The 14,112-nt window shown below is 72.7% G+C and carries 12 protein-coding genes; 7 read left to right on the plus strand and 5 right to left on the minus strand.

Features of this window, described 5'->3' with window-relative positions; translation table 11 throughout:
• Positions 1-368 precede the first annotated feature (368 nt).
• The 4 genes from PYR91_RS02985 to PYR91_RS03000 form a co-directional block, all read right to left on the minus strand.
• Positions 369-1,742, minus strand: coding sequence for a cellulase family glycosylhydrolase (locus PYR91_RS02985; protein ID WP_279777190.1), 1,374 nt, complete (start codon positions 1,740-1,742; stop codon positions 369-371).
• Positions 1,743-1,809: 67 nt separating this feature from the next.
• Complete coding sequence (locus tag PYR91_RS02990) at positions 1,810-2,688, minus strand: carbohydrate ABC transporter permease (protein ID WP_279777191.1); 879 nt, start codon at positions 2,686-2,688, stop codon at positions 1,810-1,812.
• Positions 2,685-3,587: a sugar ABC transporter permease gene (locus PYR91_RS02995; RefSeq protein ID WP_279777192.1), complete on the minus strand. Its 903-nt coding sequence runs from the start codon at positions 3,585-3,587 to the stop codon at positions 2,685-2,687. The genes PYR91_RS02990 and PYR91_RS02995 overlap by 4 nt, the downstream gene beginning before the upstream one ends.
• Positions 3,588-3,801: 214 nt before the next feature.
• A complete protein-coding gene (locus PYR91_RS03000; protein WP_279777193.1) occupies positions 3,802-5,088 on the minus strand; it encodes an extracellular solute-binding protein in 1,287 nt (428 codons plus the stop codon).
• Between the two features lie 249 nt (positions 5,089-5,337).
• On the opposite strand from PYR91_RS03000, the gene PYR91_RS03005 reads away from it, so the two are divergent.
• The 5 genes from PYR91_RS03005 to PYR91_RS03025 all read left to right on the plus strand — a co-directional run bounded on the left by PYR91_RS03005 (position 5,338) and on the right by PYR91_RS03025 (position 10,544).
• A complete protein-coding gene (locus tag PYR91_RS03005) occupies positions 5,338-6,351 on the plus strand; it encodes a LacI family DNA-binding transcriptional regulator (protein ID WP_279777194.1) in 1,014 nt (337 codons plus the stop codon).
• 131 nt (positions 6,352-6,482) lie between these two features.
• Positions 6,483-7,934, plus strand: a complete 1,452-nt coding sequence (locus tag PYR91_RS03010) for a glycoside hydrolase (protein ID WP_279777195.1) — start codon at positions 6,483-6,485, stop codon at positions 7,932-7,934.
• Positions 7,931-8,971, plus strand: a complete 1,041-nt coding sequence (locus PYR91_RS03015) for a Gfo/Idh/MocA family oxidoreductase (protein WP_279777196.1) — start codon at positions 7,931-7,933, stop codon at positions 8,969-8,971. The genes PYR91_RS03010 and PYR91_RS03015 overlap by 4 nt, the downstream gene beginning before the upstream one ends.
• 23 nt (positions 8,972-8,994) lie before the next feature.
• The gene (locus PYR91_RS03020; RefSeq protein ID WP_279777373.1) at positions 8,995-9,873 is read left to right on the plus strand and encodes a PmoA family protein; all 879 of its coding nucleotides are present in this window, start codon (positions 8,995-8,997) and stop codon (positions 9,871-9,873) included.
• Entirely contained in the window at positions 9,870-10,544 is a 675-nt protein-coding gene (locus PYR91_RS03025) for a cupin (RefSeq protein WP_279777197.1), read from the plus strand. Before PYR91_RS03020 ends, PYR91_RS03025 begins: the two co-directional genes overlap by 4 nt.
• Before the next feature lie 23 nt (positions 10,545-10,567).
• On the opposite strand, the gene PYR91_RS03030 is transcribed toward PYR91_RS03025, so the two are convergent.
• Positions 10,568-11,851 (minus strand): MFS transporter, encoded by a 1,284-nt coding sequence (locus PYR91_RS03030; protein WP_279777198.1) that lies wholly within the window; start codon positions 11,849-11,851, stop codon positions 10,568-10,570.
• A 525-nt stretch (positions 11,852-12,376) separates the two neighbouring features.
• Between PYR91_RS03030 and PYR91_RS03035 the strand changes: the two genes are divergently transcribed.
• Both PYR91_RS03035 and PYR91_RS03040 read left to right on the plus strand, forming a co-directional pair.
• Positions 12,377-13,003, plus strand: coding sequence for a copper resistance protein CopC (locus PYR91_RS03035; RefSeq protein WP_279777199.1), 627 nt, complete (start codon positions 12,377-12,379; stop codon positions 13,001-13,003).
• Positions 13,000-14,088 carry a CopD family protein gene (locus tag PYR91_RS03040; RefSeq protein WP_279777200.1) on the plus strand — a complete coding sequence of 363 codons (1,089 nt, stop codon included), beginning with the start codon at positions 13,000-13,002 and terminating at the stop codon, positions 14,086-14,088. The genes PYR91_RS03035 and PYR91_RS03040 overlap by 4 nt, the downstream gene beginning before the upstream one ends.
• Positions 14,089-14,112 lie beyond the last annotated feature (24 nt).

Raw genomic sequence — 14,112 nt, forward strand, 5'->3', positions numbered from 1 at the left:
CTCGGCTCGGGCGGCACGTACACCAGCGTGAAGTCGTCGGTGGGTGAAGGGGAAGGTCCGGCCCGCGGACTCGGCGTAGACGCTGAGAAAGTCCACGTCGCAGGCGATCGTGCATGAACCTTTCAGCTCCGCCACCTCCCCGCGGCGGCCGCGGACGGCGCCACCACCCGATCGTAGCCCGGCGCCGCGCCGGGCGCCGGTGCCTCCGGCGGCGCGCAGCGCGCCGGCGCCGGTGCGCGCCGCGTCCGGGGCCACCCTGACCGTGACCCCGGAACCACGTGGCACCCACCCTCGCGGGGTGCCGTCTTGGACGCCGTACGCCGCGTCCCGCGCCCGCGGCCGGTGGTGCCGGGCCGGCCGCGGGGCGGTCAGGCGAGGTTGTCGGACAGCAGGCCGATGAGGGGGTCGCGGCGCACGCAGTTCTCCAGCGAGAACGAGTCGGCCAGGGCGGTCACCTCGTCGTCGTCCAGCCCGCCGAACAGCTCGGCGTACTCCGGCAGCAGTGCCTGGGCGATGAGGATGTGCCGGATGAGGTCGTCCACCTGGTAGCGGGCGCCCCACGGGTAGGGCTCCCAGCGCGGGAACTCCTCCTCGATGAGCCGGTGCAGCGGCGCGAGCACGTCGCCGGCCTCCTCCATCGTGGACCCCCAGCGGTCCGCGCCCAGCGCCTTCTTCCTGGCCACGAAGTCCCCGAAGCGGCGCAGGTAGGCCCCGTCGGGCGCGGCGTGCACCAGACCCTGCAACCCCACGTCCTTGTACGTCCACAGCGACCAGCCGGCGTCGTACCCGTCGAAGATCTCGAGCTGGTCGGACAGGATGCGGTAGCGCTGCTCGTCCACCTCGGGGTCACCGGTGTAGACGGGCCCGAACTCCCCGACCCACAGCGGCGTGCCGGTCTCGCGCTGGAACGCCGTGCGCTTCTCGAACGCCCGCTCCAGGTGGCCGCGGTCGACCCACTCCCCGCGCGTGTACCCCGGGTACGGGCCGCCGTGGGCGAACCCGGCCAGCGCGTAGTCGTGGCACACGAACACCGTGTTCTCGTACACTTCGCGGAAGATCGAGAAGTCGGTGGAGTAGGTGTTGCCGTCCAGGAACAGCACGTGCCCGGGGTCCACGGCCCGCAGCGCCTTGACCAGGCGGTCGTAGAAGGGGCCGACCACCCGCCCCTCGACGTCGCCGGGCTCGTTGATCGGGTTGTACCCGGCGACCCACGGGTTGTCCTTGTAGTGGTCGGCGATCGCCTCCCACAGGTGGACGGCGCGGTCCTGGAAGTGGCGGTGCCGCCAGAAGTTCGCCACGTGCGTGGGGTTGTCGGAGTGCCAGTGCTGGTTCTGGGAGCCGGGCAGCGCGTGCAGGTCGATCACGCTGTAGATGCGCCGCTCGGCGAGCAGGCCGATCACGCGGTCGAGATGGCGGAAACCGTCCTGGTTGATCTCCATCGGCCGGTCGTCGGACTCCCAGTGCCGGTAGTTGACCGGGATGCGGACGCAGTTCATCCCCGTCTGGGCGAGCAGGTCGGCGTCCGCCGGGCCGAAGAACCGCGTCAGCAGCCGGTCGAAGAACAGCTGCTGCCGCTCCTCGCCCAGGACGCCGCGCACGGCGTCGCGCATCGCCGACTCGTTGGCGGGGTAGCCGGTGATGAAGTTCTCCATGTTCATCCAGCCCCCGAGGCCCACCCCTCGCAGCCGTACGGGGGCGCCGTCGGCCGCGACCAGGCGGGATCCGGACACACGCAGGGTCATCAGTACTCCTTGATGAGAAGCCGTGGTACAAGCCGCCGAGCCGTTCGGCGGGTCGTGTGTGGGGCGTTCATCCCTTTGACGCCCCCGCGGTGAGGCCACCGATGAGCTGGCGCTCCGCCACGGCGTAGAAGGCCAGGGCGGGCACCATCGCCAGCACGACATAGGCGAGGATGCGCGCCGTGTCGGAGGAGTACTGGCCGTAGAACTGCTGGACGCCGAGCGGGAGCGTCCACCAGTTGGGGTCGTTGAAGACGACGAGCGGGAGGAAGAAGTTGTTCCAGCTCGCCACGATCGCGAGGACCGACACCGTGGCCAGGGCGGGCCGCGCCATCGGAAGCAGGATCCGCCAGAAGAAGCCGAAGGAGGTGCAGCCGTCGATGGTCGCGGCCTCCTCCACCTCGCGCGGGATGGTCCTGAAGAACGCGCGCAGCACGATGACGGTCATCGGCACGCCGAACGCGGCCTGTGGAAGGATCACCCCGAGGGGGTTGTCGAGCAGCCCGAACGTGCGCAGCAGGACGAACAGCGGCAGGATCGCCACCGCGAACGGGAACATCAGCCCCATGGCGAACAGGGTGTAGATCAGCTCCCTGCCGCGGAACGCGAAGCGCGCGAAGACGAACGCCGCCATCGCCGACAGGACGACGACGATCAAAGTCGTGGCGATCCCGATGAACACGCTGTTGAAGAGCTGGCGCCAGAACGAGCCCGACACCAGGACGCTGGTGTAGTTCTCCGGCACCCACGGCGCGGGCAGGCCGAACGGGTTCGTGGAGAGCTGGCCGTTGTCCTTGAATCCGCCGACCAGCGCGAAGAGCAGCGGCACGACGACCCACGTGCTCAGCAGCAGCACGACGCCGTGCAGGATGACCGACTTGAGCCGGGTGTGCCGCCGGGGGGACGGCGGCCGGGCGTGGCGGCGGCCGCCGTCGATCGTCGCGGTCATCGCTGGTCTCGCATGGAGGTGATGGCTCCTTCTGTGTCGCGGCGCATGACGAAGCGCTGGTATCCGAGGGCGAAGACCAGGCTGATTAGGAACATCACGACGCTGATCGCGCTGGCGTAGCCGATCTGGGACCGCTTGAAGCCGAACTGGAACATGGTGACGGCCATGGTCTCCGAGGAGTGGATCGGGCCTCCGGCGGTCAGCACCCACACCAGGTCGAAGAGCTGGATGGTGCCGATGATGGCCAGGAAGACGCTGATGCGGATCGTCGGCCCGAGCAGCGGCAGCGTGACGTAGCGGAACTGGGCCCAGCTCCCGGCGCCGTCGATCGCCGCGGCCTCGCCCAGCTCCTTGGGGATCCCCTGGCGCCCGGCCAGGTAGAGGATCATGTGGAAGCCGAAGTACTTCCAGGTCATGACGAGGAAGACCGAGGTCATGACGGTGGAGGGCTCGGCGAGCCAGGAGGACTCCAGCGCGCTCAGGCCCAGCGAGCGCAGGATCTGGTTGGCCAGGCCCGACTCCGGCGAGAGGATGCTCGTGAACAGTACGGCCGTGATCACCTCGGACAGCACGTACGGGGCGAAGAACAGCAGCCGGTAGAACGCCCGGCCCCGCATCTTCTGGTTGAGCAGCATGGCGATGGCCAGCGAGAGCGGGAGCTGGATCAGCAGCGAGAGGCCGATCAGCAGGGCGCCCCGGTTGAGGTCGCCGAGGAAGACCTCGTCGGAGAACAGCCGGGTGAAGTTGTCGAGGCCGACGAACTGGGTCGGCAGCCCGCCCAGGCCGTTCCACTTGAACACGCTGGTGTACATGGCGACGGCGATGGGCGCCAGCACCAGCAGCCCGAACAGCACGAGCGCCGGCAGCAGGAACAGCGTGATGGTCACCAGCCCGGTCATCCGGCGGCGCCGGGCCGTCGGCGGGCCTGACGTCCGCGGCCGGCGCGGTGGGGCCGCCTTCGTCTCCGGTCGTTCGTACGTCAGCGCCGGACGTGTCATCTCGCTCCGCTCCGCGTGCGGGCCGGGCGGCGCCCGGCGGTCGGTCCTGTCAAGGGGCGGCGCCGGGCCCCGGCCCGCGTGTCGCGGCCGGGGCCCGGCACCGCCCCGCCCCGCGCTACTCCGTCTTGGCCGTCTCGGTGACGGCCTGTGTCACCTGCTCGGGCGTCTTGGAGCCGGCGATGAGGGCCGCCACGCTGTCGTTGACCTCCTGGCCGACGGCCGGCGGGTAGGCCTGGTCGAGGTAGAGCTGGAACCCGCTGGCCGTGGCCAGCGCCTTGGCCACCACCGCCAGGTTCGGGTCCTTGACGGCCTCCTCCTCGCCCTTGAGCACCGGCAGCAGCGCCCCGCTCTCCACCGCCTGGCGGTGGACGTCGGCCCGGGAGATGAACTTCACGAAGTCGACGGCCGCGGGCGGGGCGTTCACCCCGATGGCGTAGCCTCCGCCGCCTCCGAAGACGTCGGTGGGCGAGCCCTTGCCGCCCTCGACCGCGGGGAAGCCGAAGAACCCGAGGTCGTCGCCGAGGCCCTTGCCGACGTCGTTCTGCGTGACCGGGGCCCACTGGCCCATCAGCTCCATCGCGGCCTTGCCGTTGGAGACGGCCGCGGCCTGCCCGTCCGGCGTGCCGTAGGCGGCGCCGAGGAAGCCCTTCTGGAACGGCTGGAGGTCGACCAGTTCCTTCAGCTTCGCTCCGGCGGCGACGAAGTCGGGCTTGTTGAAGTCGTCGTCGACGGTCGCCTGCTTGAGCGCGTCGAGGCCGGCGATGCGCATGGCCAGGTAGGCCCAGTAGTAGTGGCCGGGCCACTTCTCCTTGCCGGCCAGCGCGATCGGCGTGGTGCCCGAGGCCTTGAGCTTCTTGACGGCTTCCAGGAACGCCGTCCAGGTGGTGGGCGGCTCGGTGATGCCTGCCTTCTCGAACAGCGCCTTGTTGTACCAGAATCCGACCATGCCGATGTCGCTGGGAACCGCGTAGGTCTTGCCGTCGAACTGGTAGGCCTGCATGGCCGCGGGGGTGAAGTCGGCGATCCAGGTCGCCGCCTCCGAGGAGATGTCCCTGACGAGACCGGCGTCGATCTGCTGCTTCAGAACGCCGCCGCCCCAGGTGGAGTAGATGTCCGGGGTCTTGCCGGACTGGGTGACGGTGGAGATCTTGGCCTTGAAAGCCTCGTTCTCGATGGGTACGTTCTTGATGGTGACGTTCGGGTTGGCGGTCTGGTACTCCTTGACCTTCTGCGCCCAGAACGACTTCAGCGGCTCGGTGGTGGAGATGTTCCACCACTCGACGGTGACCTTCCCGGCCGAGGCGGACCCGCCCTGCGCGCCGCCGGTGTCCCCCTGTCCGCAGGCCCCAAGCAGTAGCGCGCCCGCCGCCAATAACACCGCACCTCGCCGGCTCAACGACATTACAGTGGTTCCCTTCCTCAATAACGGACGCGTTCCACGATCGGAGGAAGCGCTCCGAGGATCTCTGAAACTTTCTTTGACACCCCCGAATGTTTCGTGATCCGGAGAGTACGTAAACCCCGTGTAACACGTCAATAGCCAGCGAGCGAGTGCTGCGTTCGACACGAATCCGATACCCGGGCACCGGGAGCTCCGGGATTCGGCACCCCGCGCGGCCGAGTTCCGAAAGTTTCGGATACACTCCCTCGCATGTCAGCGAAGAGGCGGGTCACCATCGCTCTGATCGCCGAGGAGGCCGGGGTTTCCGTCCCCACCGTCTCCAAGGTCGTCAATGGTCGCCCCGAGGTAGCGCCCGAAACCCGCCGCCGGGTCGAGCGCCTGCTCCATCAGCACGGTTACCAGCGGCGCACCGGGCAGAGCGACGGCCCCGTGGGCCTGATCGACCTGGTCTTCGCCGAGATCGAGAGCCCCTGGGCGATGGAGATCATCCGGGGCGCCGAGACCGCGGCGCGCGAGGCCGACGCCGGCGTCGTCGTCTCGGTGCTGCACACCCACGCCGGGCCCGGCCGCGACTGGCTCGACCGCATCGCCGCCCGGCGCACCGACGGCGTCGTGCTCGTGGCCTCCCGCCTGACCCGCCGCCAGCACGGCCAGCTCCTGGCGCGCGCCATCCCGTTCGTCATCGTCGACCCCGAGGGCGAGCCCGCGCCCGACGTCGCCTCGGTCGGGGCGACCAACTGGCACGGCGGCCTGGCCGCCACCCGCCACCTGCTGGAGCTCGGGCACCGGCGCATCGGCATGATCGGCGGCCCCGCCGAGATGCTGTGCAGCCGGGCGCGCATCGACGGCTACCGCGCCGCGCTGGAGACCGCCGGCCTGCCCGTGGACATCGGCCTGATCCGCTACGGCGACTTCCTGGTCGACTCCGGCCACCTGCACGGCAAGGAGTTCCTCGAACTGGACGACCCGCCGACCGCCATCTTCGCGGGCAGCGACATGCAGGCGTTCGGCGTCTTCGAGGCCGCCCGCCGTGCCGGGCTGCGCGTTCCCGACGACCTGAGCGTCGTCGGGTTCGACGACCTGCCGCTGGCGCGCTCGGCCTGGCCGCCGCTCACCACCGTGCGCCAGCCGCTGGAGGAGATGGCCGCGCTGGCCACCCGCATGGCGCTGGAGATCTCCCGGGGGGAGATCCCCGAGACCCGGCGGGTCGAGCTGGCCACCGACCTGCTGATCCGCGACAGCACGGCGCCGCCGCGAGCCTGACGGGGCTGCCACCGAAAGATTTCGACACCGTTCCACCGCGTGGACCGGGTCTTGACGCATGCCCGTCGGACGTTTAGGTTTCGGGGCGCGAAAACTCTCGTAAATCTTCTGAAAGTTTCGGAAGGGGTTCCGTGCCCAGACGAGTTCACGCCGCCTTGGCCGCCGGGCTGGCACTGGCCGCGCTCACCGGTTCGCACGCCAGCGCCGCCTCAGGCGCCGGGAACTCCTCACCACCACCGGAAAGCGCTTCCCCCTCCATTGTCCTGGACGCGCGTACGCGGCACCAGTCCATCGACGGGTTCGGCTTCTCCCAGGCCTTCCAGCGGGCCGACGTCATGCACGGCGCCCGCGGCCTGTCCGAGCAGCACCAGCGCGAGGTGCTCGACCTGCTGCTCAGCCGCGACAAGGGCGCCGGGCTGAGCATCCTGCGCCTCGGCATCGGCTCCTCGGCGGAAGACCCCTACGACCTCATGCGCAGCATCGCGCCCACCGACCCCGGCGGCCCGGACGCCGAACCGGTGTACGAGTGGGACGGCGACGACGGCGGCCAGGTGTGGCTCGCCAAGGAGGCCAAGGCCTACGGGGTGCGCCGCTTCTACGCCGACGCGTGGAGCGCCCCGGGCTACATGAAGGACAACGGCAGCGACTCCAACGGCGGCACCCTGTGCGGCCTGAGCGGCACCAGCTGCGCCGGCGGCGACTGGCGGCGCGCCTACGCCGAGTACCTGGTGCAGTACACCCGGTTCTACGCCCGCGAAGGCATCAAGATCACCGACCTGGGCTTCACCAACGAGCCCGACCTCACGGTGCCCTACGCCTCGATGCGCTTCACGCCCGAGCAGGCCGCCGAGTTCGTCAAGGTCCTCGGGCCGGTCGCCGCGCGGGCCGGGCTGAAGGTCGCCTGCTGCGACGCCGCCGGGTGGGACGTGCAGGAGAGGTACACCAAGGCCATCGAGGCCGACCCGCAGGCGGCCCGATGGGTCGCCACCCACACCGGCCACCCGTACGTGGACCCGATCGACCACCCGCTGCCGACCCGGCGCCCCACCTGGATGTCGGAGTGGTCGCCCAACGGCACCACCTGGAACGAGAACTGGGACGACGGCAGCGGCTACGACGGGTTCGCCGTGGCGTCCAACATCCACGAGGCCCTGGCGACCGCGAACGTCAGCGGCTACGTCTACTGGTTCGGCGCCTCCCTCGGCGCCACGCGCGGGCTCATCCAGCTCGACGGCGACGCCTACCGGGTGTCCAAGCGCCTGTGGGCGCTGGCCGCCTACAGCCGCTTCATCCGGCCGGGCGCCGTTCGCATCGGCGCGCGCACCACCGCCGAGGGGCTGAAGGTCTCCGCCTTCCGCAACGCCGACGGCAGCAGGGTCGTCGAGATCCTCAACACCGGCACGGCGGCCGTCTCCGCGAACCTCGTCACCGGCGGCGGGCGCGCCACCGCCTACCGCACCGACGCCGAGAACTCGCTGACCCCGGTGAACGCCCTGCGCGGCCACGGGGCCCACGCGCGGGCCGAGCTGGCGCCGCGCTCGCTCACCACGATCGTCCTCGACGGCAGGGGACACGCCGGATGATCCGCGTCGCGATCGTCGGAGCCGGCGGCATCGCCGGGATCTGCCACATGCCCGCCCTGGCCGCGCAGCGGCACCGCGCCGAGGTGGTCGCCGTCGTGGACGTCGACGGCGACCGCGCCAAGGCCTTCTGCGGCGAGCACGGCGTCCCTGGGGCGTACACCGACCTCGGGGAGATGCTGGCCCGCGAGCGCCCCGACCTGGTGCACGTCTGCACGCCGCCCCACCTGCACGCCCGCCAGGCCGTCGAGTGCCTGCGCGCCGGGGCGTGGGTGTGGGTCGAGAAGCCGATGTGCCTGTCGCTCGCGGAACACGATCTGATCACGGCGGCGGAGAGCGGCGCCTTCGCCGCCGTGGTCTTCCAGCACCGCTTCGGCTCGGGGGCGCGCCACCTGCGCGAGCTGGCCGCCTCCGGCGTCCTCGGCCGCCCGATGGTCGGCCTGTGCGTGACCGCGTGGTACCGCGACCACGCCTACTACGCGGCGCCGTGGCGGGGCCGCTGGGACACCGAGGGCGGCGGCCCGACGATGGGCCACGGCATCCACCAGATGGACCTGATGCTGTCGGTGCTCGGCGACTGGGAGGAGATCAGGGCCATGGCCCGCCGCCTCGACCGGCCCGTGGAGACCGAGGACGTGTCCATGGCGACGGTCAGGTTCGCCGGCGGCGCCATGGCGTCGGTGGTGAACAGCGTGCTGTCGCGCCGCGAGGAGAGCTACCTGCGCTTCGACTTCGAGGAGGCGACCGTGGAGCTGCGCCACCTGTACGGCTACAGCAACCACCACTGGACATCCACTCCCCCGGAACCGTGGAACCCGCCGGACGACGTGCCCAGCTCGCACTCGGCCCAGCTCGCCGGCCTGCTGGACGCCTACGAGGCCGGGCGCCGCCCCCCGCTCAGCGGGGCCGAGAGCCGGCGCACGCTGGAGTTCGTGACCGGGCTCTACGCCTCGGCCTTCACCGGCAGACCCGTGCGGCGCGCGGAGCTGACCATCGACAACCCCTTCTACCACCGGCTCGACGGCGGAGGCAGCCTGTGAGCGACGACGACTTCGCGCCCGTGATGAAGGACACCGGGACCGAGCTGGTGGCCGAGGCGGGCGGCGTGGAGCTGATGCGGTACGTCTACCGGCCCCGCATGCCCGCCTTCGAGGGCCCCAAGCCGTACGTCCATCCGCTGCGCACGCTCGCCGGGGACGTCGTGAGCTGCTACCGGCCGCACGACCACCGCTGGCACAAGGGCCTGCAGATGACCGTCTCGCACCTGTCGGGCCAGAACTTCTGGGGCGGCGGCAGCTTCGTGCGCGAGCGCAAGGAGTACGTCGACCTGCCGAACGTCGGCACGATGCGGCACGAGGAGTTCACCGCGCCCGGCCGCGAGCGGCTGACCTGGCACACCCAGGCCGGGGAGCACTGGGTGGACGAGCTGCGCGAGCTGTCCGTGGGCGCCGCCGGGCCGGGGGCGTGGGCGCTGGACTTCGCCACCGCGATGACCAACGTGCGCGGCGAGCCGCTGCTCTTCGGCAGCCCGACGACGCACGGCAGGCCGCTGGCGGGCTACAGCGGCCTGTTCTGGCGCGGCCCGCGCGCGTTCACCGGCGGCCGGGTCACCGCCGAGGGCGGGCGGGGCGGCCCGGAGATGATGGGCGAGGCCGCCTCCTGGCTGGCCTACACCGGCCGGCACGACGAGGTGGACCGCGCCTCGACGCTGCTGTTCCTGGCCGAGCCCGGCACCGCCTGGTTCGTCCGCACCGAGCCGTTCGCCGCCGTCAACCCCTCGCTCGCCTTCCACGAGGAGGTGGAGCTGGCGCCCGGCGCGACGCTGCGCCGCCGCTACCGCGTGGTGGTCGCCGACGGCGTCTGGGACCGCGAACGCCTGGCCGCCTACGTCCGCGACCATCCCCTCGGCCCCGCGGACGCGGACGCGGAGGACGGCTCGTGAGCTTTCCCGGCGGCGTCGGCGTCTCCGGGCTGCGCGTCTACGACTGGCCCACGGCCGACGGCGTGTGCGGCGGCTCCCCGCACATGCACCTGCTGTGCTCGGAGGCCTACGTGGTGGTCGAGGGCACCGGCGCCGTCCAGACGCTGACCTGGAGCGGGTACGCGGAGACGCCGCTTGCCTCCGGCTCGGTGGTGTGGTTCACCCCGGGCACGATCCACCGGCTGGTCAACGAGGACGGGCGGCTGCGGATCGTGGTGGTCATGCAGAACAGCGGCCTGCCCGAGGCGGGCGACGCGGTGTTCACCTTCCCGCCCGCCGTCCTGTCCGACCCCGTCCTGTACCGGCGGGTGTCCGCGCCAGGCGACGAGGCCGCGGCGCGGCGGCGGCGCGACGTGGCGATCGAGGGCTTCCTCGGGCTGCGGGAGGCGGGCAGGGACGCGCTGGCCGACTTCCACCGCCAGGCCGCGGCGCTGGTGTCCGGCAAGCTGGAGGAGTTCGAGAAGCGGTGGCGCACCGGGGCGCTCCCGGCGGCGGAGGTCACCGGCGCCCACCTGCAGGCGCTCAGGATGGGCGACGCCGGCCACCTCAGGGAGGCGCGGGTCGTGACGGCGGGCCCGGAGCCGCGGCTCGGCATGTGCGGCAGGCTCGACACCTACGCCCTGGAGGACTGAGCACCCTCCCGGCGGGGCGGCGGTCAGGGGACGGAGCGGATCTTCCACACCAGGCCGGCGCCGAGCAGCGACAGGGCGGCGGCGGTCAGGTAGAGCACGGGGTAGCCGCCGAGACCCGCCACGATCGGCCCGGCGATCACCGGGCCGAGCACCTGGGGGCCGGAGTTGGCGATGTTGATGACGCCGAGGTCCCTGGCGCGGCCGGACGCGGTGGGCAGCACCTGGGTGATCAGGGCGTTGTCGACCGCCAGGTAGACCCCGTACCCGACGCCCATGACGGCCGCCGCGACGATGACCATCGTCCAGCGCGGCCAGAACGCCATGAGCACGGCGGGCACCGCGCTGACCACGCCCGCCACCGTCACCATGGCCTTCCTGCGGCCCAGCCGGTCGGAGACCACGCCGCCCGCGACCGTGGTGAGCACGACCGCGGCCGTGTAGATCAGGATCAGCACGAGCAGGCCGTCCTGGGCCCGGCCGCCGGGGAACACCCGCTCGTACCCCACCGCGTCGGTGAGGAAGTAGAGCAGGTAGAGCAGGACGATCGCGTTGCCGAGCTGCATGAGGAAGCGCGTCACCCAGGCCCATGCGAAGTCGGGGTGGGCGCGGGGGCTGATCCACAGGCCGCGCAGCAGGTCGCGGACGCCGGCGTGGGGGCGGTGCGCGGCCGGCAGCGGCGCGTCGGGGGTGGCGAGCACGAACGGCAGCGCGGCGAGCGGCACGAGCAGGCCGATCACCAGGTAGCCGGACGACGTGGTCGTGACGACCACCGTCACCAGCACGACCGCCAGCACCACCCCGAGGGTCTGCGGCACGCCGATCCAGCCCGACACCTCGCCCCGCTGGGCCACCGGGACGTGGTCGGGCACGCCCGCCGTCAGGGACGCCTGCATGGCGTTGAGACCGGCCTGGGCGAGGCACCACCCCGCCAGCACGCCGAGGACCGAGCCCTGGAAGGCCAGGAACACCAGGCCGAGGCCGCCGGCGACGGCCCCGGCCAGCGTCCACGGGTGCCGCCTGCCGTACCGGCCCGCCGTGCGGTCGGACAGGGCGCCGGCCACCGGGTTGGCGACCATGGCGACCGCGGCGCCGACCCCGGTGACCCACGCCAGGGCGGTCTCCTTGCTCCCGGGCGCCGCCGCCGCGACCTGCTGGGGCAGCAGCACCTGCAGCGGCCCGAAGTAGGCCATCCACAGCCCCAGGTTGGCCAGGGAGATGAGGGCGATCCAGCGCGGGCCGACCCGCCTGACGGGCTCGGCCAGCGCGGCCGGGAGATCGTGCGGTGTGACCGGGGGGACAGTGCTCACCGTGGCTCCAGGTGATGAGGCGTGCTGGCAGCGTAGTCGCCGCACCCCGCGCGAGAAAGGGCCCGGCGGGAGCCCCTCGCCCGCGCCGCCGGCCTCCCGGTTCCGCGTTCGCCCCCGGGCCGCCTCGCGCGGGCGACGGGCGCTCATGGGGAGGCCGAGTCCCTGGGCAGCGCCGGGCCACCGCTCGCGCGGGGAACGGGCGGCATCTGGCCGCGCATCCCCTCATGCGCCGACCCGTCCGCCGCCCGCGCGGGGGACGGGCCGTCTCTCCCGGCCGGCGCGCGGTGCTCGCGCGGAACGGGGGAACCGGCGCCCTTGGGGAGGCCGAGTCCCTGGGCAGCGGCCGGGCCATCGCTCGCGCGGGGAACGGGCGGCATCTGGCCGCGCATCCCCTCATGCGCCGACCTGACCGCCGCCCGCGCGGGGACGGGCCGTCTCTCCCGGCCGCCGGCCGGCGCGCGGTGCTCGCGCGGAACGTAGGAATGGGACCATGGCTGGGTCACTCGGAACCGAAGGAAAGGTCATATGCCGGTGAGGCGACTGCTCACGGTGCTGCTGGTGGCCTGTGCGGCCATGGCGACGGCCGTCGCGCCCGCGCAGGCGCACAACGTGCTCACGGGCAGCGATCCCAAGGAGGGCGCCCGGCTCGGCGCGGTGCCGGGCCGCGTGACCCTGACCTTCGACCAGCCGGTCCGGGCCGAGTTCGCCCAGGTGGCGCTGACCCACCCCGGCGGCGGCGCCGTGCGGGTCCACGACGTGCGGGTGAGCGGCGCGAAGGTGCGCGCCGCGCTCCCCGCCGACGGCGGGCCGGGCGTCTACGTGGTCGGCTACCAGATCCTCTCGAACGACGGCCACCCCGTCACCGGCAAGATCACTTTCACCGTCGCCGCGAAGGAGGGCGCGGGCGCGCCCGCCGAGACGGCCTCGCCGACGACTCCGGCGACTCCGGCCGAGACCGGGCCGGCGACCGCGGCCCAGCCCGGAGCCCCGCCGGCGGGCCCCCCGCCGCAGGTGCCGGTGTCGGCGCTCCCCCCGCCCGGCGGTGACGGCGCCTGGGTGTGGGGCCTGCTGGTGGTGGCGCTGCTCCTGTCCGGCCTCGGCATCCTCGTCGTCGCCCGCCAGGGCCGCCCGCGAAGGGGCGCCGGCGCATGAGCCTCGCAGGCCGGTCCGCCGACCACCCCGTCACCGTGAACGGGACGGGCGAGAGCATCCCCGCCCCGCCCCGCGACGCCCCCGCCGCCGAAGCCGCCGCCGTGTGGCCGGTGCCGTGGGCCGGGCTGGGCGCGGCGGGGGTGCTGGCCGTGCTCGTCGCGTCCTGGTGGACGTCGCCGGAGGCCGTGCCCGGGATCCCCCTCCCGGGGCCGCTGGTGGAGTACGGGCTGCCGGTGTCCCGGGTGGCCCTCGACCTGTTCGCGCTGGCCACCGTGGGGCTCAGCCTGCTGCCCCGGCTGCTCGGGTTCGACGACCCCGCGCGCACCGAGCCGGTGCTCGCGCGGGCGCGGAGTTGGGCGGTGCTCACCGCCTTCGGGTGGGCCGTCGCCGCCCTGGTGTCCATGGTGCTCGGCGCCGCCGAGGTGACCCCCGGGCAGGCTCCGGACCCCGCGACCTACGTCGACCTGGTCGGCTCGGGGCAGGGCCTGGTGATCAGCGCGGCCTGCGCGCTGATCTACACGTGCTTCGGCCTGCTCGCCGTGCGCTTCGGTGAGAAGGTGCCCGCCGAGCTGCGCGTCGTCGTGGCCGTGTTCGGCCTGCTCCCGCTCCCGGTCAGCGGCCACGCCGCCAACTGGTACTGGCACGACGTCAGCATGGTCTCCATGGAGCTGCACGTGGTGGCCGCGTCGCTGTGGACCGGCGGCCTGGTGGCACTCGGGGTCCTGCTCGCGCGCGACCGCGAGCTGCTCGCCCGCGCGCTGCCGAGGTTCTCCCGGCTGGCGACGGTCGCCGTGGTCGTCGTCGGGGTGTCCGGGCTGTTCAACGGCCTGGTCGAGCTGGCGCTCTCCCCCACGACCCGGCTGCCGGGCTCGCTGTTCACCACCCGGTACGGGGTGCTCGTGCTGGTCAAGGTCGCGCTCATCGCCGCGGTGGCCGTCCTGGGCGCCGTCATCCGCTGGCGGCTGCTCCCGGCCGTGGCCCGGCGCACGACGACGGCCTTCGCGGCCTGGGCCGCGCTGGAGGCCGTCGTCATGGGCCTGGCCTACGGCGTCGCGGTGGCCCTCACCACGGCCCCGGTGGGCTGACGGCCTCCCGGCCGGGCCTCAGGG

The sequence above is a fragment of the Sphaerisporangium sp. TRM90804 genome, assembly GCF_029846175.1.
GTDB lineage: Bacteria > Actinomycetota > Actinomycetes > Streptosporangiales > Streptosporangiaceae > Sphaerisporangium.